This window comes from Ammoniphilus soli, assembly GCF_040813775.1.
This window is the reverse complement of sequence record NZ_JBEGDL010000052.1, coordinates 1-21,459: the sequence shown is the minus strand read 5'-3', so window position 1 is coordinate 21,459 and position 21,459 is coordinate 1. Positions and strand designations below refer to the sequence as shown.

The 21,459-nt window shown below is 41.8% G+C and carries 19 protein-coding genes and 1 pseudogene; 6 read left to right on the top strand and 14 right to left on the bottom strand.

The window, feature by feature from the left end; all coding sequences use genetic code 11:
- The first annotated feature begins 114 nt into the window (after positions 1 to 114).
- The 6 genes from fabF (at position 115) to ABLT31_RS35490 (ending at position 5,603) form a co-directional block, all read left to right on the top strand.
- Positions 115 to 1,350 carry a beta-ketoacyl-ACP synthase II gene (gene fabF / locus ABLT31_RS35515; RefSeq protein WP_367760381.1) on the top strand — a complete coding sequence of 412 codons (1,236 nt, stop codon included), beginning with the start codon at positions 115 to 117 and terminating at the stop codon, positions 1,348 to 1,350.
- A gap of 292 nt (positions 1,351 to 1,642) precedes the next feature.
- Positions 1,643 to 2,245, top strand: coding sequence for a TetR/AcrR family transcriptional regulator (locus ABLT31_RS35510; RefSeq protein WP_367760380.1), 603 nt, complete (start codon positions 1,643 to 1,645; stop codon positions 2,243 to 2,245).
- A gap of 60 nt (positions 2,246 to 2,305) precedes the next feature.
- A complete protein-coding gene (locus ABLT31_RS35505; RefSeq protein WP_367760379.1) occupies positions 2,306 to 2,746 on the top strand; it encodes a PaaI family thioesterase in 441 nt (146 codons plus the stop codon).
- Between the two features lie 59 nt (positions 2,747 to 2,805).
- Positions 2,806 to 3,861, top strand: coding sequence for an N-acetyl-gamma-glutamyl-phosphate reductase (argC, locus tag ABLT31_RS35500; protein WP_367760378.1), 1,056 nt, complete (start codon positions 2,806 to 2,808; stop codon positions 3,859 to 3,861).
- Positions 3,862 to 3,962: 101 nt separating this feature from the next.
- Positions 3,963 to 4,196, top strand: a complete 234-nt coding sequence (locus tag ABLT31_RS35495; protein WP_367760377.1) for a hypothetical protein — start codon at positions 3,963 to 3,965, stop codon at positions 4,194 to 4,196.
- Positions 4,197 to 4,244: 48 nt separating this feature from the next.
- Entirely contained in the window at positions 4,245 to 5,603 is a 1,359-nt protein-coding gene (locus ABLT31_RS35490) for an SCP2 sterol-binding domain-containing protein (protein WP_367760376.1), read from the top strand.
- Positions 5,604 to 6,423: 820 nt separating this feature from the next.
- Here the strand turns inward: ABLT31_RS35490 and ABLT31_RS39110 are convergent.
- The 14 genes and pseudogenes from ABLT31_RS39110 to ABLT31_RS35425 form a co-directional block, all read right to left on the bottom strand.
- Positions 6,424 to 6,513: pseudogene (locus ABLT31_RS39110) on the bottom strand (tyrosine-type recombinase/integrase); the annotation flags it as partial.
- A gap of 10 nt (positions 6,514 to 6,523) precedes the next feature.
- Entirely contained in the window at positions 6,524 to 7,303 is a 780-nt protein-coding gene (locus ABLT31_RS35485; RefSeq protein WP_367760375.1) for a hypothetical protein, read from the bottom strand.
- Between the two features lie 211 nt (positions 7,304 to 7,514).
- On the bottom strand, positions 7,515 to 8,036 hold the full coding sequence (locus ABLT31_RS35480; protein WP_367760374.1) for a DUF2179 domain-containing protein: 522 nt from the start codon (positions 8,034 to 8,036) through the stop codon (positions 7,515 to 7,517).
- A gap of 488 nt (positions 8,037 to 8,524) precedes the next feature.
- Positions 8,525 to 9,190 (bottom strand): TetR/AcrR family transcriptional regulator, encoded by a 666-nt coding sequence (locus ABLT31_RS35475; protein ID WP_367760373.1) that lies wholly within the window; start codon positions 9,188 to 9,190, stop codon positions 8,525 to 8,527.
- 539 nt (positions 9,191 to 9,729) lie between these two features.
- Entirely contained in the window at positions 9,730 to 11,685 is a 1,956-nt protein-coding gene (locus ABLT31_RS35470; protein WP_367760372.1) for an oxidoreductase, read from the bottom strand.
- A gap of 58 nt (positions 11,686 to 11,743) precedes the next feature.
- Positions 11,744 to 12,481, bottom strand: a complete 738-nt coding sequence (locus ABLT31_RS35465) for a (Fe-S)-binding protein (RefSeq protein WP_367760371.1) — start codon at positions 12,479 to 12,481, stop codon at positions 11,744 to 11,746.
- A 2-nt stretch (positions 12,482 to 12,483) separates the two neighbouring features.
- A complete protein-coding gene (locus tag ABLT31_RS35460; RefSeq protein WP_367760370.1) occupies positions 12,484 to 13,758 on the bottom strand; it encodes a 4Fe-4S dicluster domain-containing protein in 1,275 nt (424 codons plus the stop codon).
- Positions 13,759 to 14,607 (bottom strand): adenine nucleotide alpha hydrolase family protein, encoded by an 849-nt coding sequence (locus ABLT31_RS35455; protein ID WP_367760369.1) that lies wholly within the window; start codon positions 14,605 to 14,607, stop codon positions 13,759 to 13,761.
- Positions 14,582 to 15,610, bottom strand: coding sequence for an electron transfer flavoprotein subunit alpha/FixB family protein (locus tag ABLT31_RS35450; protein ID WP_367760368.1), 1,029 nt, complete (start codon positions 15,608 to 15,610; stop codon positions 14,582 to 14,584). The genes ABLT31_RS35455 and ABLT31_RS35450 overlap by 26 nt, the downstream gene beginning before the upstream one ends.
- A 77-nt stretch (positions 15,611 to 15,687) precedes the next feature.
- On the bottom strand, positions 15,688 to 16,419 hold the full coding sequence (locus ABLT31_RS35445; RefSeq protein WP_367760367.1) for a cupin domain-containing protein: 732 nt from the start codon (positions 16,417 to 16,419) through the stop codon (positions 15,688 to 15,690).
- A gap of 76 nt (positions 16,420 to 16,495) precedes the next feature.
- Positions 16,496 to 16,921, bottom strand: a complete 426-nt coding sequence (locus ABLT31_RS35440) for a Rieske (2Fe-2S) protein (RefSeq protein WP_367760366.1) — start codon at positions 16,919 to 16,921, stop codon at positions 16,496 to 16,498.
- Positions 16,922 to 16,948: 27 nt separating this feature from the next.
- Positions 16,949 to 18,088 (bottom strand): amidohydrolase family protein, encoded by a 1,140-nt coding sequence (locus ABLT31_RS35435; protein WP_367760365.1) that lies wholly within the window; start codon positions 18,086 to 18,088, stop codon positions 16,949 to 16,951.
- Between the two features lie 228 nt (positions 18,089 to 18,316).
- On the bottom strand, positions 18,317 to 19,783 hold the full coding sequence (gene gucD / locus ABLT31_RS35430) for an alpha-ketoglutaric semialdehyde dehydrogenase GucD (protein WP_367760364.1): 1,467 nt from the start codon (positions 19,781 to 19,783) through the stop codon (positions 18,317 to 18,319).
- Positions 19,784 to 20,510: 727 nt separating this feature from the next.
- On the bottom strand, positions 20,511 to 20,960 hold the full coding sequence (locus tag ABLT31_RS35425; RefSeq protein WP_367760363.1) for a hypothetical protein: 450 nt from the start codon (positions 20,958 to 20,960) through the stop codon (positions 20,511 to 20,513).
- Between the last annotated feature and the right edge of the window lie 499 nt (positions 20,961 to 21,459).

Genomic DNA, 21,459 nt, shown 5'->3' with positions numbered 1-21,459 from the left:
ATCATAGTAGCAATCATCATAGTAGTAATTATACTATGATAAACAACAACTTGTAATAGGATATTTATCGTGTGAAAATATAGATAGAACTTATTGTGTTAGGAGGAACCGAGGTTGGAAAGAGTAGTCATCACTGGAATGGGAGTGGTCTCACCACTAGGAAATGTTGTCGAAAAGTTTTGGAGAAATCTAGTTGAAGGTAAGTCGGGTATCTCTTCCATTGATACATTTGATGTAAGTAACCATAAGACCAAAATTGCAGGAATTGTGAAAGATTTTAATTCAGACGAACTTCTTGGACGTAAAGATGCCAAGCGCTTAGATAGATTTTGTCAATTCGCTTTAGTCGCTGCCGAACAAGCATGGACAGATGCCGATTTAAATGTTAACGATATCGACCTAGAACGCCTAGGAGTCTATATTGGCTCAGGAATAGGTGGAATAGAAACTTGTATTGAAAATTTGGATATTCTTCGAGAGAGGGGACCTGGAAGGGTCAGTCCCACACTCGTACCGGCAATGATTTCAAATGCTGCTGCTGCACAAATTAGTATTAAATGGGGCGCCATGGGTCCTACGATGTCACCTGTTTCTGCTTGTGCAATTGGAAATACAGCCATTGGTGAGGCATTAAAAGTGATTCGCTATGGAGGAGCTGATGTCATCTTCGCAGGTGGAGCAGAAGCAGCCATAACAGACTTATCTTTAGCTAGTTTTGGGAATGCTACCGCTTTATCTACAAGGAACGATGATCCGGCTAAAGCGAGTCGTCCATTTGATGCCAATCGGGATGGATTCGTCATGTCAGAAGGAGCAGGTATCTTAATTCTTGAGTCTTTATCCCACGCCAAGCGCAGAAATGCACATGTCTATGCAGAAGTAATTGGATACGGTGCAAGTTCAGATGCCTATCACATGGTGGCTACACATCCAGAAGGAAAGGGAGCCTATGTTGCTATGAAAATGGCTTTAAAGGATGCCAGCACTTCTACGGAACAAATCGATATCATTAGCGCTCATGCAACGAGTACAGGAGTGGGGGACATTTCTGAGACAATGGCAATTAAAAAACTGTTTGGAACACAGGCACATCAAATTCCGATAACAGCTAATAAGTCTATGACAGGTCATATGTTGGGGGCATCAGGAGGAGTAGAAGCCATTGCGTTAGCCAAGATTCTTCAAGAAGGCCTCATTCCTCCAACCATCAATCAAGAACAACGTGACCCGTTATGTGATTTAGACTATGTGCCGAACGTTGCACGTAAAGCAAATCTTAGGATAGGACTATCTAATTCTTTTGGTTTCGGTGGTCACAATGCGGTCATTGTTATGAAAAAGTACGAATAAATAAGTTGTTGCGAGGGACGGAGATCGATAGTGCAATAATATAAATTTCCACGTAACCATAATTTTGTTTGCCTTTGAGCCCACGCAGAGGAAATTGCGCAATATATTCGCGGTTTCCTTACGAGACAGGTCGGTTAATTGAATGGTATGGCAAATAGGTGTGCGAAATGATGTGTATACTCCTTCGAAGATTACACTCACCATTGCCATACAATGAATAGTTGGGTATAATTAAAAAAAGACCGAACGGTCTTAAAATCACGTAATCTTGATGACAATTCGGAGGGAAGCCATGCGAAATACAAAAGGTGAAAAGACCAGAGTGTTCATTGTGCAAAAGGCGTCGCGTCTGTTTAACACGCGTGGGTACGCGGCTTCGTCTATCTCTGATGTCATGGCTGAAACGGGATTAAAAAAAGGGGGTATCTACAACCACTTTGAGACGAAAGAGGATTTGATGCGAGTCGCATTCGACTTTGCCATTCAAGAGATGGGCAACGAATATACTAACACAATCGCTAGGCATTCGTCATATGCAAACAAATTGGTGGCAATTGTGGATGTGTTTCAACGCGTGGCAGAACAGGAATTGATGCCAGGTGGTTGTCCAATCATGAATGCGGCAATTGAGGCAGACGATACGGACCCCATCTTGCGAGAAAGGGCGCAAACGGCGATGGACGGTTTGCTCAGCCTCGTCCATTCTATCGTTCGAGGAGGTGTAACGTCTGGCGAGTTCAATGAGACGCTTGATGTTGATTACGTTGCAACGGTTTGGATATCCACGCTAGAAGGCGCGCTTATGTTGAGTAAATTGTATGGGCAAACGAAACCGATGGCTTATGCGAGGCAACATCTCAAAGACTTCTTGTCGCACCAAGTTTGTCGTAGTTAATACGACATTTCTTATTCCTAAAAACAGACCGAACGGTCTTAAAAACAAGAGGTGGATGAAATGAAAGCTGGGTTGGAAAATGTGTTAAACGTGTTCCAGGGAATCGTACCGCCGCCGCCAATCGCAAAATTGCTTGGGTTCAGCATATCGGATGTGTCCGATGGGCGTGTGGAGATTGCGTTTACGGCGGACGAAAAAATCCATGCGAACCCGATGGGTACACTTCATGGGGGTGTGCTCTGCGACATTGCAGATGCCGCGATGGGGCTCGCTTATGCGACGACACTTGATGAGGGTGAGACGTATACCACAATTGAACTAAAGATTAACTTTTTGAAACCTGTGCGGAATTCTACCCTACGTGCCGTGGGAAAGGTTGTAAAAAGAGGCCAAACGATCGGTTTATTGGAATGCGACGTATTGGATGAACGGAACAAACTTGTGGCGCGTGCGAGCAGCACGTGTATGGCGCTCCGTGGTAGGAAGGCGCGGGGAAGATGAAGCCGAGCGGCTATTTTGAGGAGGACGGAAGATACTTTTTCATTATGGAGTGAGATTGAATGATTCGAGCTGGAATTTATGGAGCGTCTGGTTACATGGGTGCAGAAGCACTCCGTGTGTTATTAAGGCATCCAAATGTAAGCGTGGAGTGGGCGACAAGTAGAGGGGATACTAGCATTGAAGTTTTCAATAAAAACTTTTTTGGAAGAGGGATTCAATATACTCATCCAGATGATATCACGCCGTGTGATGTAGTTTTTGTTTCAGTCCCTAGTGGGCTGGCAATGGACATTGCAGCGAAATTTTTATCTCAAGGAGCCAAAGTGATCGATTTTGGTGCAGACTTTCGATTGAAAAACAAAGAGGATTGGGAACGAGTATACGGCAAAACGCATAGTCAATGGAATTTGGTATCAGAAGCGGTCTATGGAATAACCGAACTACATAGAAAGGACATTAAGAGTACGAGACTTGTCGCAAATCCTGGGTGTTTCTCTTCATCAACCATCCTTGCACTTGCACCACTGGTGAGGGAAGGGCTCATTGATTTAGATAAAATTGTTGTAGATGGTATGTCAGGAACGGTTGGAGCTGGGAATGAGCTAGATCGTGCTCTTCATCATCCTGAAATACATAACAATATTTTATCCTACAACGTGGTGAATCATCGGCATACCTATGAAATGGAACAGGAATTATCCGCACTTGCAGGACAATCCGTCCACGTGCACTTCACACCCCATTATGTGCCGATATCAAGGGGAATATTGACCGTAAATCACTGTTTTCCAACAAGAAGAGTAAAAAGAAAAGACTTGATAGAACTTTATCAAGAGTTTTATCGTAACGAGTTCTTCGTTAAAGTCATCGATTTGCCCTCCAATACGAATGGTTCGTGGAACTATGCCCCATATCCTTGGATATCAGCAGTATCTTCAACAAATTTTTGCCATATCGGTTTGGACGTTGATGAATCCAGAGGTAGAATCGTTGTTCTCAGTGTCTTGGATAGCGTAGGAAAAGGTGGAGCATTGGTTGGGATTGAAAACATGAATGTTATGTTCGGTTTGGACGAGACAACAGGTTTAGATACATTTGGTATTCATCCGTATTGAAAAAGGTGTATATCAGCTTCGGGCTACACAGTTGTCATTGCTGATGGCACTTGAACAGGCCGGGTCTGTCACCATTACATCTATCTCCCGAATTTCTTCTGATGGATCGGACCACATTGCCACGGGATCTCAAGCCGCTTGAGAGGCAAGGCTGGGTGTCGATCACGGAAGGGGAGGATCGCAGGAAACGATTTATTGCTCTTACACCCGACGGCCGGGACCTTCTTAAGAGTGCGCTGCCGTTATGGGAACAGGCCAAATCCGTATTCGAGACTATATGGGCGATGACCGTTATAAAGGTTTGCTTGGTCAATTATCTGATATCGTTAAGCTGAACAGGCGAGATTAATTTTTTTCATCAAAAAGGTGTATATACACTTAATATGAAAGGATGGATGAAAGTGTCCGATATCAAAAAACATCCCACAGTTGTGCGTTACTACGAATCCTCTGCGCAATCCGCCACTCTTGACAACGAAACGGTTGATTATGAGTGGATACGTGAATTATGTCTTGAGGCCGGAGCTGACGATGTAGGGGTTGTATCCATTGAACGCTCGGAATTGGATGATCAACGGGATGACATTTTGTCCGTATTCCCGCATGCCAAGACTGTGATCAGTTTCGTTGCCAGAATGAATCGAGAACCGATCCGCACACCAGCGCGATCCCTTGCCAATATTGAATTTCATCATACCGGCGATAAGATAGCGGAGACAGCCCATCACATCGTGTCCGCATTGGAAGCGCGAGGGATACGGGCTTTAAATTCAGCAGTCGGTTTCCCGATGGAGATGGATAAGTTTCCCGGCAAGACCTGGGTCGTTTCGCTCAAGCCTGTTTCCGTTGCGGCAGGGTTAGGCCATATGGGCATCCATCGCAACGTGATTCATCCGAAATTCGGAAACTTCATTCTGCTTGGCGCCGTTATGATCGATGCCCGGGTCAACAAGGAAGACCGGCCGATTGACTACAACCCATGTCTGGAATGCAAGCTTTGCGTATCTGCCTGCCCTGTGGGCGCGATCGGTGCGGACGGACAATTTAATTTTTCTTCATGCACTACGCACAATTATCGTGAGTTTATGGGCGGTTTCAGCGACTGGGTGGAAACGGTCGTGGACAGCAAGAACGTCAAAGAGTACCGGAATGAAGTACCGCTAACCGAAACGACTTCCTGGTGGCAAAGTTTGAGTTTCGGGGCTAACTACAAAGCGGCTTATTGCTTGTCGGTTTGTCCGGCGGGCGAAGATGTGATCGGGCCGTTTCTGAAAGACCGTAAAGGGTTCATGAATGATGTATTAAAGCCGTTGCAGGCGAAAGAAGAGACGGTTTATGTAACTCCGGGCTCAGATGCGGAAGCGTTTGTTAAGAAACGTTTTCCCCATAAAACGGTAAAACGCGTCGGGAATGGACTCAGGCCGAACACGATCCGCGGTTTGATCAACCTGATGCCTCATGCATTCCAGCCGAAGCAGGCGTCGGGGCTAAACTGCACCTATCATTTTGCATTCACCGGCGATGAAACGATACAAACGACAATCGACATTCGGGACAATACGATCCTGATTCGGGACGGTTTTCACGGCAAGCCGGATATTCGGATTACGGTGGATAGCAAAACGTGGCTTGGGATCGTGGCGAAGGAACAAAATATGGCGGCGGCGTTGCTGACAAGAAAACTGCGGATCAAAGGAAACCCTAAGCTGCTGAAGAACTTCGAGAAATGTTTTCCTCAGTAAGAGTGTATATGCAACGATTATTCGTAAGGTGGAGACCCTAGGATAGATTGGGAACGGGATGGACTTTACTACTCCCTGGAATATGTTTCACAGGATCCTCCGACGAAATCAGAGATATTGAAGATTGTAAATTCAATAAAATAATACTTAAAATGAACGACTCAATTTTTTCTTTTTCAGGATAAGTAAGCTGTTGTTCTAGAAGTTCATCTGATATGGTATTATCCATAAAAAACTATCCTTTCTATAATATGGTAGATTTAAAGAAAGGATAGCGTATTTTTTCGTTTTGGGGTATTGATTTATTTTAGCTTGATGGGCATGTGGCGGCACCCCTTTTAGTCGATATTCATACTTATTTCACAATCGATAACGTCCCTTAATTTTTTAAAAATGGTTAAGAAGGAAAGCAGGTGAAAGGGCTAAAAATAAATCGTACCTTGGAAATCAACTCATAAATAGGGTTACAAAATATGGGTTTTGTTACTCTAATACTGTGTAGTGAGGAGAGCTTTCTCCATTACCGATATAATGAAGCCTGCCCGTAATAAGTTAAGGCCAATACTCAACCGTTCAAGCCTCAGATTAAAGATGCCTAATATAACTCTCCTTGTTTAAGAGATATAATCCTTTGGTAATATCTCTATCCATATTTCATCAATTTTGTCATCCAACGCCTTTCTCATTGCCCCAATCCATCTCACATATTTGTTATAATAAACGGCAAAGCACGAAAGTACTTTGCCGTAGATCACACCACATCACACTTAAACGATTCCGTACGTGAAGTCATAAACTCTTGTAATACTCTGCTAAATTGTGAAAACTGAAGTGATCGCTGGCTATAGAAAACATAGGGTGATTCGGCTACATGTTCTTTCTTATTCGTCATTTCCAAGCGAAGATTTACTTGTACATATCTAAATAGAAAACTCACTTAGAACTTGTACTGCATTCGGATTACTCTCAGCAATGAAGCGTTGAGTAGTATTGCTTGCGCTAGAACTTGTGGAAAGCATGCGAATGGCACTTAATAACTCGATCCGTCGGTACGTCTCCATAATACGACCGTTAAAAACCAAGTTCTCCCGACCATGCAGTAAATGCTCATATTCGTCTTTCGACAGCTTGCCTTTCTCTTTAGAATCTCTAAGCGCATCACGGACATATCTTTCTGCTTTATAGCTTTGCAAGCAGACGATATCACCTTGGCTGACCCGTCCAGTCGAAGAGTAGACCAGCACGCTTAAGATCCGGTGTTCAGCACTACTGAGAGTCTCGCGTAGGAATTTTCCAGAAGTAGATGGAATCTCTTCAACAAGTAGACGGGTAATACCGCGATCGTTAATCGCCTCCAAGATCTGCTCCGGATCATCTTCTACGACGACCTCCTTGTGTGGAGGCCACACATCCATTTGTCCGTGACTGCCATGTAACTTTCCTACATGAAAAAGAAAGTAGTCAGGGTAGAGTCTCAGCATACTTCGCTCGTTACCAAGCCGAAACCGATAAGCATAATAGAACCGAGTTACTGCCGCCATAAACAGACAACTTGCACCTGTAGCTCCACAAGGCTTATGTATCACAATACCAATACGATCGTCCTCATTAAACCCGGGGAATATGTCTTCCAAATCCAACGTATGGTCTCCGATCATGAAAGCAAAATCCCCTGAATTCAAAATACTTGTAGTATGCATTGGAAAGCCCCTTTCATATTAATCAATTCTGTATTGGTCCATGATCTTCATTCTTCACATCCAATTTAAAATGAAAAGACTTTAATATAATCTCTTTGATATATATTTCATCGTCAGTTCCACCCTTCTTACGTGTAGTAACTACGTCGATCAGTAAGGATGATGGTCAGCATGACCTTACATACCAGGATGGCAATATCTTTTTGTTCTCTTATCTATTTTTTAATCGTTTAACCCAAAATCCTCCATTTAAATGCTTAGGTTCAAAAGAAATGACGAACGCATTTGGAGCGTTATTTTTAATTAAATTCCTCAGGTTTTGCTCGTTGCTTCTTTTCGTAAAAACCTGTATCACTAGGCGATTACCATCTTTACCTTCTGCAATCCAGGACGTTACTCCAAATCCCTGCTCTCTTATATTGGAAAGTAACTCGCTCTCGTTAGGATCAATCATTACCTGAAAGGTTACATAACCAAGTGCCAGATACTCCTCGATTCTGCTTCCTATATAAACCCCCATCCCCCATCCGATACAGTATGCCGCGAGGTTTACTGGCTTATCCAAGTTGTCAAGCACGATAGCTAGTCCTTTTAGATATACGAAAACTTCAACCATTGATAATAGCGAGGCAAACAGCTTATACCCTTTGATTACTAGAATCATACGAAGTGTAAAAAAAGATACATAAAGTATATTGATTAAAATAATGATCAGCAAAATATCGTACTCCATATTTCCACACCTATCTGCTATTGTTTTATATGAAAAGTAACCCTAATGATGTTCGCATCTTTGTTTATAATTTAAATAATATTTTGATAAATAGGACACCACAACATTAATGATGGTAATAAATAAATAAATCATGTTCATTTTATATACTTTGATAATACTATGTATAAACCAATTTAACAATATTATTTTATGTATTGAGGAATATAGGATTTCAATTCTTAAATAGAATGTAAATTAACTTTAAAAGATTGTTTCAATGGGGATAGATATTTATGATTTTCCAACGAGGGCAAATTTGAGTTAATTCTCTAGAGTTTAATGGTGCCTATACTCGTATAGCTCTTAAGCTTACTTACTTCCAGTTCTGCTAAAAAGAAAATGGCATGCAACCTGTCTTGCTTTGCATGCCACTATTGATCCGTTATAAAATTAAACATATTAATATTACTCAAACCCTTTTTACCCATTTAGTTATTCATCCAAGGTTAAATCATAGGCTTTTTTAGTGTGTTTAATGTTGTTTTACGTATATATTTCATCGTTTGTTCAACGGCCTCATTTGGATTATAGTCCCTCCGATTGTTTAACACCGTTGTCAACATTCCCTTCCAAATAAGGATGGTCATATCGCTGATTTCCTCGATATCCTCATTGTCTATATAACCTTCTTGTACAGCTTTTTCAAGTACTGTCCTGCTCCTCTTTGACAGATTATGCTCAAGAATTAGAGGCTTTATTTCTTCAGACAACCCAGTTAAATCATTTTGGAATACTTCAAAATAATGTTTTAATAATTCTTCGGGCTTGCTTCCCAAGTCGGCTATAAAAACAGCGTGGTAAACCTGCGGATTATTAAAAGAATGCTTACAAAAGCATTCCCAGCTTAACAGCCATTTTTCAACTGAATTTTGGCCTTTAGCCATGTAAACCGAAAGTTCTTTACTATAATCCTGAGTAAATTTCATCGAGGCAAAAAACACCAAATGAGAAAGCTCTTCAAAATAGTTATAAATGGTTGAACTGGTAAAACCAGCAAGATCTGCAATTTTTCGGACAGTCACATTTTCTATGCCTTGTTCTTCAATGATCTTTGCCGTTGCATCGACAAAATATTCCCACATTCTTGTCAATTTTATTTCTTTACGAGCCATGTTCTTTCACTCCCAACCATCTACCGTTCCACACAGGAAGCTATTTTTAAAATTTTAATTTTATTCTATCCCGATTATACTCCTATATAGTTTTATATCGTTTTTTCATTATTTATAATGGAAAGAATCTGTTAAAAGAAACTTATACTTAAGGTGTTTTTTAGGTTTTATGTACTATTATAACACATTAACAAGGTTGTACTATCCTACCTCTTAAGAAATAAAATGTCTATAAAACAAGTTAGAATTTATTTCCTAAAAAACCAGGAGAGAAGGATCCCTCCCGCAAGTGTAAGTGTAATTGAGATAAACGATGTCACTGTAATATAATAGAGTGTCAAACACTCCATACCCCCATCTATCTTCAAGATAAATAAAGTTAGTAATGTTTGAAATTAAAAAAATATTTTAACTACAAGTTCTCCCATTAAAACACTTTTTCTATAAAATCATTCAAAAATAAAGAAAATAGAAAGGGAAATCCCTTTCTATTTAAAAGAGATTTAATCATTAACCTCGCTTATCGAATCTGTCTCAAACTAAATATTAGCTGCTAATTCTAATCCTTCCAGAATCGCTTCCTCTACCGTCCGAGGAATAAGGCTATCCCCGATCCGATGGAGGTTGGGTACATGTTCTTTGAGCTGATGGTAAAGATCGTTTTCCGGAAGGAGTCCATACGCTAAGACTAATGTATCAATCTTTTCTCGTTTCAACTCTTGTCCGGTATATATGTTGGAGAATGTAACGGAATTCGCTCCAACACTTGAAAGTTTGTACTGGGAAGTCATTTGGATTTCTTTTAGGAACAGATTCGTCAAGACAAACGTTCTGACCTTTTCCTGAATGGTGTGTCCAACTTGATAGCAAGAAGTGACCAACTCTACATCGCATCCCTGTTCCTTCAGGTACATAGCCACTCCAACCCCGGTCATATCGCCTTTCCAATCAGCCACCACCACTTTTTTTCCGGCCACTTTTTGGCGCCCCAAGATATCCCAAGCCGTTACGACATGTGGCAGTTCGATTCCTCCTATATGGGGAATGTACGGATTAGCACCAGTAGCCATAATGACCTCATCTGGATTCATGTCCAAAATCATTTCTTTCGTAGCTTCTGTATTTAAACGAACCTCAACACGGTAAAAGTCCAAATCACGCTTCAAATTGGACACCAATTCCCCGAATTCTTCCCTTCCTGGAATTTTGCGAGCCAATTTCACTTGTCCACCCAGTTCATCAGATCTCTCTAATAATGTGACTTGATGACCTCGCTCCGCGGCAATCACCGCTGCTTTCATACCTGCGGGACCACCACCAATCACGATGATACGCTTCATTTTCTTTGCCTTCGGCATTTCTGCGTATTGGAGCTCCCTTCCAGTAACCGGATTTTGCAAACAGCTGATAGGAATATCAAGTTGCATATGCCCGATACAGGCCTGATTGCAGCCAATGCACACCCGAATGCGCTCAATTTCCCCCCGGAAAGCTTTATTCGGCATATGGGGATCACAAATCATCGCTCTCGTCATTCCCACCATATCCGCTTGTCCATTAGCCAGAACATTTTCTGCAATAACCGGATCATTAATACGACCAGTGACAAAAATCGGTACAGAAACCTGCTCTCTAATCTTTGCTGCATGAGAAGCAAAATGAGCAGGGGGAACTGGGGCAGGAGGTACAATGAACGCTGAACTAGCATAGGTAGCCGAGCTTCCTCCAACTAAGCTAAAATAATCAATGCCGCCGATCTGCTTGTCAATATACCGCAGGATTTCCTGCACTTCGTCATAGTGAGCCCCTTCATCTTCCAAGTCATCTACACTAAGCCGCAAGCCCACAACAAAATCGGGCCCCACCTTTTCTCGTACAGAAACAACGATCTCCTTCAAGAAACGCATTCGGTTCTCTAACGAACCACCACCATATTCATCCTTCCTTAAATTCAAGCGGGGAGACCAAAACTGACTAGGCAAATAGCCATGGGAAGCAACGATTTCCACTCCGTCTAATTCCCCCTTTTTAACCCTTGCGGAAGTATCCGCGTAACCTCGAATAATATCCTTAATTTCCTCCCGTTCCAGTTCTTTCGGGATGATTCGAAAACGGTCTGCAGGAATAGCTGATGGTGCTACTGCTACAGAGGTTCCTGAAGGAAATACCTCCCTTCCTGGGTGAAAAAGCTGCACAAACATTTTCGTATCGTATGGATGGACAGCATCTGCTAATTTCTTATAATAGGGGATAACCTCATCCTTAAATGCACAGATCGTATCCGCAGTGAAAAAGGCGGTCGGGTGGACAGCATTGGCTTCCACTACGATCAAGCCAGCTCCGCCTTTTGCTCTTTCTTGATGATAGGCCACTAACCGATCCGTAGGGATTCCATTTTCCACGTAAGAAGTCATGTGGCCAGTACTTAAAATTCGATTCTTGATCCAAAGGGATCCGATTTTCTTTGGTGTAAACAAGTATTTAAATGTAGACACTCTTTATTCCCCCTTCATCTGTTACTAGTGAACGTTGTCCTTTAGGGTTCTATTAAGATCAAAACTTTTCAACTAATGAATTCACAACTTCTGCAATATCTCGAGTTCCTACATTCGTACCGCGGGTTTGATTTAAGGATCCAATAGCCTCTTCCATCATGACCAGACAAAAAGGACACGCGGTCATCGTCGTGCATGCACCTGTTTTTACAGCCTCTTCTCCCCGTATGGAATTGATCTTTTCTCCACGCTTAACCGTTTCAAACATCGCGCCACCGCCAGCACCGCAGCAGAAAGATTGTTCTTTGGTCCGTTCCATTTCTACAATTTGATATCCGAGCATTTCCAAAATATCCCTTGGGGCCTCAAATATCCCGTTCTGCCTACCCAAATAACAAGGATCATGATACGTAACGATTTCCCGTTCTTGTTTTTCTGGTATCTTTAATCGGCCATCCCGGATAAGGTTATAAATGAAGGTGGTATAATGGACAACCTCGAAATCACCACCAAGAGCAGGATATTCATTTTTGAACATATTAAAGCAGTGGGGGCATGTAGTTACAATTGATTTTACTTCGTGTTCTTTTAGAGTTTTAATGTTATGTTGGGCTAATTCCTGAAACAGGTTTTCATCACCCATGCGACGGGCAACATCTCCCGTGCATCGTTCCTTTGTCCCTAATATGGCAAAATCAACATTCGCCTTCTTCATAATGTCCGAGAATGCCCTCGCAATGTTCTGCAGCCTTGGATCATAAGCTGCCGCACATCCTACCCAAAACAATACTTCCATGGTTAAGCCCCCTCCTTCTTGTTTTTCTCATCTGCATCCAGTACAGGTATATTCAGCCCTCTACTCCAGTTCGCCCGTTCAGACCACGGTTTGCCGAAAACATTCTGCTGTTCTTCCAATTTCAATAACGTATTTTCTGCTTCTTGCTCGATCACTAGATTTTGTATCAAGCCCCGCCGCATGGATAGGATCAAATCAATATGATTGATGGAAACCGGACAAGCTTCCACACATGCACCACAAGTTGTGCAGGATTGAAGCTCTTCCGGCGCAATAAACGAAACAATTTCTTGATCCTGATGCATATGGTCACGGACTTTCGTTACAATCGAACGGGGAGATAACGGTTTCCCACTATTGTGCGCTGGGCACTGATTATCGCAGCGACCGCATTCCGTACAGGCATCCGTACTCAGGAGCTGCCAGTTGGTAAAATCGGTAATTTTATTAACACCTTGAATATTCATGGAATCGAATCTCTGTTCTTCCGTCATATCCATTAAATTATAGGGAAGGGCAATTTTCCCCGTGCGTTTTACCGGCTGAAATAAGATGTTGATGGGAGCCGTAATAAAATGCAATAATTTAGTATAGGGAATAATAGCAATGAGTGCGAATGCTAATATGGCGTGACTTAACCACCAGAGGGGGTATGCTTCCGCACCGAATAGCGGATTCCCACGAAATAAGAGGGAAAGTCCGTAACCAATAGGGGACCATACTCCATGGCTCACTTGCGTTTCAGCCAGACGAATTCCCTCCAATAGATACCCACCGATGCCAATGAGGAATAACAACCAGAGAAAAGCTTGGTCTGCCATCCGATGTCTTAATCTCGGACGTTGCTTTTTAGCCCGGACAACCATGGCCATCCCTAGACCGACGAGAAACAGAACTCCGAAAATATCTAAAACCAGCTCATAAATCCGGTAAAAATTCCCTCGCAAGATGGGAATCCCAAAATCGTAGTCTACGACAACTAAACAGGTACCGATGAACAAGATAACAAATCCATAGCTCGTAAAACGATGCATAAATCCGTAGAGCCTGTCTCTTTTAACTTTTTTCTGTTCGACCGCCATTTCCATGAAATACTTAAAATTGGTTTTCACATCGTTCCAGATAATTTTTTCTTTGACCCCTTTTTTCCACAATCGGACCCGGCGGTAAAATCCATAGAAGAAAATCCCCATGGTAATCGCAGCGAGAATATATAACAGGATCCTGTAATCGGAGGAAATCATCCAAAAGGTCTCTCGTTGCACGGTCTGCATCATTTATTCCTCCTTTAGCCATTTTTGAATCTTTTGCGAGATAAAATGAATGTTACGTTCATTAATTTCTGAAGCTACTTTATCTCCCGATTGTTCTTTCTTCCCTTGAGCCAAACCCATAATCTGAAGCATCCGATGTACGGGAGAAAGATGGACAGACGGAATACTAAAATAACGGATATTGGGCTGCGGATCGGATACTTTCAGTACTTTCACTCTCGGCTTGTTGGTCGTTTTTCCCAGCGTTCGCTCAGCCATTTTTTTGTGAAGCCGGGCTACTGGGGAATTGCGTGGAATATAGCGTTTTCTCCCTAATGAACTAACTACTCCGATCAGGGCAGGCAACATCATTTGATAAGTCTGTACAATCCCTCTCCCTTCACTCCGCTTGACTTTCCATTTCCGTTCATCCATCTTTTCCATATCATGAATGTTTGTTAATGAAGGAATAGATAACAATTCAGCCACCTTAGACGGTGTTATTCCTAAATGAGCATCTTCGCTGACCGAACCGCTTAAGATGAGATCGAAGGGCCGCTGATTTAATTCATTTGCCAAAATGACGGCTACTTCATCTCGGTTTTCCTGAAGATCCGGCTTTCGGAGGACGACACATTCATCTATAGGATATTTAAGCAACCGTGCTTGGTCGATATCCCAATTTGGATCAGCTGCCAGAAGAACAGTAATGGTACCTCCATGCTTTTGCTTATAATCACAAGCCCACTGTAGGGCATGCAAATCGGCTGAATTGAAGCTGTTGCTCAAAAATGCAAAACGCTGTTGATGGAAATCCCATTGAATGGATGCTGGATCCATGATTGGTTTAACCAATACGCAAATTTTCAGCATATTCCCCATTCCGCCTTTCCGTTTGAAGAGATTGTACCAGTTGCGGGATAACTTCCGCATAATTCCCGATTATACCGATATCACACCGTTGAAAAATGGCTGCAGCAGGGTCATTATTGATGGCAATGACATGTTTCACGCCTTTAATTCCCTCCAGATGCTGCGAAGATCCGGAAATGCCAATCGCAACATAAATATCGGCATCGATGGAGTTACCGCTAGACCCGATTCTTTTTTCTCTTGGAATGAGGCCCAATTCATCTGCTACCTTGCTGCCTCCAATCGGCGCATTGAGAATCTCCGCCAATTGCAAGATGGATTCAAATTGTAGTCCTCCATAAACCCCCCGGCCAATACCAATGACGCACCGAGCTTCTGTAATTTTCAGCTCTTTCCAATCCATTTGGGATTCGGAAAGAAACTCGATTGAACTATGAACATGGGATCCTATATGAATCTCTTGTACAACATTTGGTTTACCTTGCTGCGGTTTACCGTACAAGATGGAGTTTTCAAAGGTCAGATATTGATGATTACTTTCTGCAAAAGTCATGAATTCATGAGCCTTTTCTCGGTATACTTCACGCTTGACGATAAGAGATGAGTTATTATTTTCTTCTCTGGTAACTTCCATGGCATTCGTAATAATAGCCGCTTGATGAAGAGTAGAGGTACGTACAGCAATCTCGTGATAGAGCGGATGAGAGGAAAACAAATACATTCCTTTTTGTGCATGGATTTTCGCTTTTAATCTTCGAAAGGCGTGAACATGGTAATTGGATACTTTCCATTTTTTCATGTCCAATTTCACATGATAGACTTCATCGAATGGTAAGCAGTCAAGTTCATCTAATTTCACCCCGGCATGAACGACAACAGCTACCATTTTGGTGTTTTCCAATGCCAGTTTTTGAGCTTGTTCCACCATCCCCCAAGTTTCTGCAGTAAAGCTCAACCCGTTTTTTAAAGGAAGATAGCATAGAATCATTGTCTGCATCTTCATCTTTCACCTCACTTATGATAGAGTGTAACACTCACCCATTTAACCGAAGGACTAAACGGGTGAGTGTATCCTGGAACCTATGCCTGCAATTCGCGCCAATTGACAGGGTACAGAGTAAAGTAGAACTCTACTTCTTCATCTGTCCCATAGGTGATTTCCGCTCCATTTGCCATGAAGTAGATATCGCCCTGCTTCGCTTCTATTTTTACACCGTTATGAGTAATGTACATGCTGCCTTTGGATACGTAGATGATTTCATCATATTTGATCTGCCAGTCGAAGTTGCATTCTTTCATCCGGCAGATTCCTCCGCCCAGTGTTGTGGAAAGCGGATTGATGACTGGAGCAATTTCTTGCACTTCCGCTTCAATGCCCAACGGCTTGTACTCCATTTCAGATCCTTTAATCAATGTAACCAAATTCTCGCCTGTATTTGGATATTGAACATCTTTCTTAACTTCTTTCCAATTCACCGGATAAGTAGCAAAGAAGAACTCTACTTCTTCATCCGTACCATAGGTGATCACTGCCCCTTCTTTCATGAAGTAGATATCTCCCTGTTTAGCTTCTATTTTTTCTCCATTATGAGTGATATACATGCTCCCGGATTGGACAAAAATCACTTCATCATATTTAATCTGCCAGTCGAAGTTGCATTCCTTCATACGACAGATCCCCCCGCCCATGGTGGTAGATAATGGATTTACCACCATAGCAATTTCTTGCACTTCCGCTTCAATGCCCAGTGGGCTGTATTCCATTTCATTGGCTTTGATCACCGTCACCAAACTCTTAACTAATTTTTCCATGCTATTTCCTCCTATCAACTTGAATTATCGTCTCTAATAAGCTATAATTAAAATTGGTTGGTATCAGTCTGAAAACCTAATGGTTGCAAGCAAAGTTTTTCAGGCTGATGCTTTTTGGTTCTTTTTTCACATTCAATACAATAGATCCTTCTACTTCTTGTATACCATAGCTCATGATCGATACCCGATCAGGATCAAACAAAGATTTGCCTGTTTTCATATCAAATTCCCAGCCATGCAACGGACATCTTACGATTTCATCATCACAGCCGTAGATGTACTGCCCCGGTTCAGAAGGGAGCATCGCACCTCCAATCAACCCTTGTACCATCGGCACACCCTGATGAGGACATTGATTTCTGAATGCGTATAACTTCCCCTCAACATTCACCATGGCGATTTCTACCCCATCGAGTTCTACCAGTTTTCGTTGGCCCGGTTTCAATTCTTCCGCAGAACAAATCACTATACTTTTTAATTCGCGTGATTGAATCGTTTCCATAAATCTTCTTCCTCCTTCTAGTCTTCACTATAGCCTATAGGAATTTTTTGCATTGTCATAAAAGATCTTTTGCTTTAAGTCCTCAGGGAAGTGCAAGAATGCGCGATCACTCTCATCCCCATCCCAATGCGGATAGTCACTTGCAAACAAGAGCATGTCTTCCGCTTTAGCCATTTTGACCAACTCTACGATATCTTTCGGACGGAACGATTCCTCGATAGGTTGGGTTCCCAAACGCACATTTTTTCTGATATATTCGCTAGGAAGTTCCTTTACCCATGGGATTTCACTCCGCAGTGCCTTCCAGTTTTTATCCAATCTCCACATGAGGGCTGGAATCCACGCAAAGCCATACTCAATGAAATTAAATTTCAAATCAGGAAACTTCTCAAATACCCCTTCACATGCCAAACTCATGATATTTCTTTGTGCAATCAAAGAGAGGGTCGTATGCCACTCTGCATAAGTTGAAGCTGGTCCAACCGCGCCAGGTGGGGCATATTCAGATGTTCCTTCTGTATCTGGATGCAGTACAATCGGAAGTTTGTATTCCTGTGCCACCTCGTAGATGGGCCAGAAATGGCGTTTCCCTAGAGGAATATTGATGGTTTGCAAATTGATACCGGCGATTCCCGGCTTATGGCCGATTCGCTGAATCTCCTTAATAGCCAAATCCGGAGCCAATGGTGTTACGGACATCGTCATTTTAAAACGCTGATCACTTTCCACCCACCGATCATATAACCAGTCATTGGATGCCGATATATATCCGGCAGCAATTTCTATATTGTGATAGCCAGCCATGCTTCCATGTCCGATATTGAGAATTCCATAGGTATGATGGTGCCGGTCGAACAAATCCTTTACCGTAAATACCGGGTCTGATCCAGGTACCCCCCCATCCGGAGTAATCGCATCCATACGAAGCACATGGTTCGGATTGTAATATCTCGCTTTAGGGAAAGTAAAAGCGCCGGCATTCATATCCTCCAGCATTTTCTTTTGAAATTTCCCTATGTTCATATGGCGTTGAACGCCCTCACTCACCTCTTTGCTTAGATAGGGAACGATCTCATTAAAATCATCCAAATATGGATGTACATCACAATCAATTAAGGCTCTTGTCGTTTTCTTAGATACTTCGTTTTCCTTTAAGGCAGTTTCCATATAAAATCCCCTCTTTAAATATTTTAAAAGTAGGTTTACCTTCGATTTTGCCACTTAAGAAATCCCTTACAAATTAAAACTTCATTTCTTTTTAACAAACCATCCCCCCTAGCCAAATACGATCATAATTTAATATATGAACATGTTCTTTTTTTTTATTATAGTCACCTTAGTTATGGTTGTAAATATTTTTTTAAAATTTATTTTTTTATAACCACACACCCATGACTACGGTTTCACAAAAACAGTTTTAATTGAGGTGAAAAATTCTATCGCCGCTTGACCCTGTTCCCTTGAATGAGAGCTGGATTGTTTCATTCCTCCAAACGGCGCCTGCAATTCAACTCCAGCGCTTTCCGCATTAATGCGAACAAGACCTGCATCCATCTCTTGAATAAAGGAAAACATATTCCCAATATTACGCGTAAAAATCGATGCACTAAGCCCAAACTTCGCATCATTTGCCACTTCTAGAGCTTCCGTGATGGTGTTTACTTTAATTAGCGCCAAGACAGGTCCAAAGATTTCCTCCTGGGCAATTGTCATGCCGGATTTTACATTATCAAAAATCGCTGGTTGCACATAGAAACCTTGTTCCAACCCTTCTTCTGTTAGCCTTAAGCCTCCAAACAAGAGAGATGCCCCTTCTTCAATTCCTTTTTCAACATAAGAGAGTACGGTATTCATTTGGCTCTCACTCGCACATGGCCCCATCCATGAATCACTTGCCATTCCATTCCCGACTTTCAATTCTTTCACTTTCGCCAATAATCTTTCTTTAAATTCTTCATAAATCTCACTTTGAACAATCACTCTGCTGGTAGCTGTACACTTTTGTCCCGTCGAACGAAGACCACCAGCGATCGTCGCTTCCACAGCCAAATCCAGATCTGCATCAGCCGCTACAATCACCGGATTTTTACCGCCCATCTCCAGTTGATATTTTGCTCCGCGTGCTAGTGCTCCTTGGCCTACTCTCTTGCCTACTTGATCAGAACCGGTAAAGGTAATACCGTTGATGTCCGGATGATCAATGATGCCTTGGCCAATAACAGATCCAGCGCCGGTCACGAAATTCACTACTCCTGCAGGCAACCCAGCCTCATGGAAACAGTCCATAACCTTAGCTGCCGTGACGGCCGTTTCCTGTGCAGGCTTTAAAACAACCGTATTTCCATAGACAAGGGCCGGAGCCATCTTCCAGATCGGAATGGCGACTGGGAAGTTCCATGGAGTAATGACCCCAACAACTCCTATGGGAACCCTGGTCGTAAACATGAGGGCATCTTTATCCGTTGAGGGAATCACATCACCTACTTTTCGCATGCCTTCCCCTGCGTAATAACGAAGAATGGCTACGCCTCGAGCTGTTTCCCCTTTGGCTTCAGGGAACGTTTTGCCCATTTCACGAGTCATGGTTTCTGCAATTTCATCTAACCTTTGTTCCAAGATATTAGCCACTTTATAAAGGTACTCTCCCCTTGCGGGAGCAGATAGCTTTCTCCATGCGATTTGCGCCGCTTTTGCTGCAGCCACCGCGTTATCTAAATCCTCCTTTGAGGATTTTTGAACATACCCTACGATTTCGTTTTTGTTTGCCGGATTGATGCTGGCATCCACTTGATTATTAGAAGATAATGTCCATTCTCCATTTACATAGTTGAGATATGTTTGCACGCTTTCTCTTCTTTCCATTTTCCATTCATCCTTCCTAATGTTTGTTTAGATAAAAATTGGGCATTCTATAGGCTTTTCGATTGCTTAGCCATGTAAGCCACACAATTTTATACGAAGATATCAAAAGATAACATTCGCATAATAAATCAAAATAAAAATAATGAACATGATCATTATTTGAAACTAATAATAGCATAAGTATTTTTATATAACAATAATTAATTTTTATACTGTTTCCATAGTTTTAAAGAGTATAATTAATTTCTTTTAATAAATCTTTCACTTTAAAAATACATCTGGTTCACATGTTCCGAAATTCCCAAATAAAAAGGGCAACTCTCATCTCAAGAGTTCGCCCTTTTTCTGATATTTTAGGTCTATATGAACATATAATTTTTTTCATTCTGTTAACCCAATCTTAAGTAAAGGTGACAATCGTCATCGACAGGCTTTTAAAAAAGGAATACTTGGGACCCATATTTAATCTTGTTTGCCCATATGCTTGTATCCTTTTTTGTATAGTGCGGAAACCTAAGGGTATGTTACCGAAAAACCCCAAAAAATTCTTGGTATGTAGCCCCATAGAGGTAATCGAAGGAGTACAGAAATTGTCTCAATCACCATTTGTGATTTCCTCATCATTTTACAGTGAGGCATTCAGATTACTCCCAGCCATGTAACGACTCATTGTTGGACCCACATTAGTACTAATAAGCATTCAGATTGCGTTAAATAGATTAATCCGTCAATAGGTCTCTGTCACAAGCCCGTTGAAAACTAGGCCTTTGCGTCCCTGTAGTATCATTTGGTATTTATTTTCAAAAAAATGTTTCATCTCCATTGAATTTTTCAATGCAGCGAGGACTAATTTTCTGCAGTCGCTTTGCTTATAGCCACTCATCGGCTTGTTCACACGTCTAGTTGAAGAATACACGAGAGCAATTACAATTCGCTGTTCGGCACTGCTGATCGTTTCCCGTAAGAGTGTTGGTGAAGAGGGCGGAATGTCCTCGACGAGTACGCGTGTAATACCGCGATCGTTGATCGCTTCTAATATCTGCTTGGGATCGCCTTCGATGATGATTTCCCGATTCGGCGGCCACACCTCAATCTGTCTGTGAACCCCATGGCACTTTCCTACATGGAAAATAAAGCACTCCGGATAGATTCGTAGATGTCCGTGCTCATTACCCAACCGCAGTCGATGAACATTATAAAACCGCGTGTTTTGCCGCCAAGATCAGGGAACTTGCATCGGTAGCTCCGCTCCACAAGGCTGATGTACCACGATTCCAACTCGATCGTGCTCCTTAAATCCGGGAAATACATCTTCCAGCGAAGTCGTATGATTTTCAATCATGAAGACAAAATCATTAGTCCAGGATTTTTGTACTGTGCACAGAAAATTTATTGTAACAATATTGTTTTTTACAATTTTAAAAAGTTTAAAATTTTTTTATTGCCATCTCTTTAGTTAGGATGTATATTTTACACTATACAAATCGTGGTTATGTTCATATAAAAATCATGATCATAATTAATAACACGATTTAAAAACTTTGAAAGAGAGGGGATTTAATAATTAAACTACAAGCACATAGCTTGAAGATCGACAAGTTTAATTAAGAAAGGGTGATTAATTTGAAAAAAGATAATACCGTTTTAATTGCTTCGCTTATCTTGACATCTATTTT

Excerpts from the sequence above, each read along its gene's own strand:
- ABLT31_RS35510 (WP_367760380.1), top strand. The coding sequence starts at position 1,643 with ATGCGAAATACAAAAGGTGAAAAGACCAGAGTGTTCATTGTGCAAAAG.
- ABLT31_RS35505 (WP_367760379.1), top strand. The coding sequence starts at position 2,306 with ATGAAAGCTGGGTTGGAAAATGTGTTAAACGTGTTCCAGGGAATCGTA.
- argC (WP_367760378.1), top strand. The coding sequence starts at position 2,806 with ATGATTCGAGCTGGAATTTATGGAGCGTCTGGTTACATGGGTGCAGAA.
- ABLT31_RS35495 (WP_367760377.1), top strand. The coding sequence starts at position 3,963 with ATGGATCGGACCACATTGCCACGGGATCTCAAGCCGCTTGAGAGGCAA.
- ABLT31_RS35490 (WP_367760376.1), top strand. The coding sequence starts at position 4,245 with ATGAAAGGATGGATGAAAGTGTCCGATATCAAAAAACATCCCACAGTT.
- ABLT31_RS35485 (WP_367760375.1), bottom strand. The coding sequence starts at position 7,303 with ATGCATACTACAAGTATTTTGAATTCAGGGGATTTTGCTTTCATGATC.
- ABLT31_RS35480 (WP_367760374.1), bottom strand. The coding sequence starts at position 8,036 with ATGGAGTACGATATTTTGCTGATCATTATTTTAATCAATATACTTTAT.
- ABLT31_RS35475 (WP_367760373.1), bottom strand. The coding sequence starts at position 9,190 with ATGGCTCGTAAAGAAATAAAATTGACAAGAATGTGGGAATATTTTGTC.
- ABLT31_RS35465 (WP_367760371.1), bottom strand. The coding sequence starts at position 12,481 with ATGGAAGTATTGTTTTGGGTAGGATGTGCGGCAGCTTATGATCCAAGG.
- ABLT31_RS35460 (WP_367760370.1), bottom strand. The coding sequence starts at position 13,758 with ATGATGCAGACCGTGCAACGAGAGACCTTTTGGATGATTTCCTCCGAT.
- ABLT31_RS35455 (WP_367760369.1), bottom strand. The coding sequence starts at position 14,607 with ATGCTGAAAATTTGCGTATTGGTTAAACCAATCATGGATCCAGCATCC.
- ABLT31_RS35450 (WP_367760368.1), bottom strand. The coding sequence starts at position 15,610 with ATGAAGATGCAGACAATGATTCTATGCTATCTTCCTTTAAAAAACGGG.
- ABLT31_RS35445 (WP_367760367.1), bottom strand. The coding sequence starts at position 16,419 with ATGGAAAAATTAGTTAAGAGTTTGGTGACGGTGATCAAAGCCAATGAA.
- ABLT31_RS35440 (WP_367760366.1), bottom strand. The coding sequence starts at position 16,921 with ATGGAAACGATTCAATCACGCGAATTAAAAAGTATAGTGATTTGTTCT.
- ABLT31_RS35435 (WP_367760365.1), bottom strand. The coding sequence starts at position 18,088 with ATGGAAACTGCCTTAAAGGAAAACGAAGTATCTAAGAAAACGACAAGA.
- gucD (WP_367760364.1), bottom strand. The coding sequence starts at position 19,783 with ATGGAAAGAAGAGAAAGCGTGCAAACATATCTCAACTATGTAAATGGA.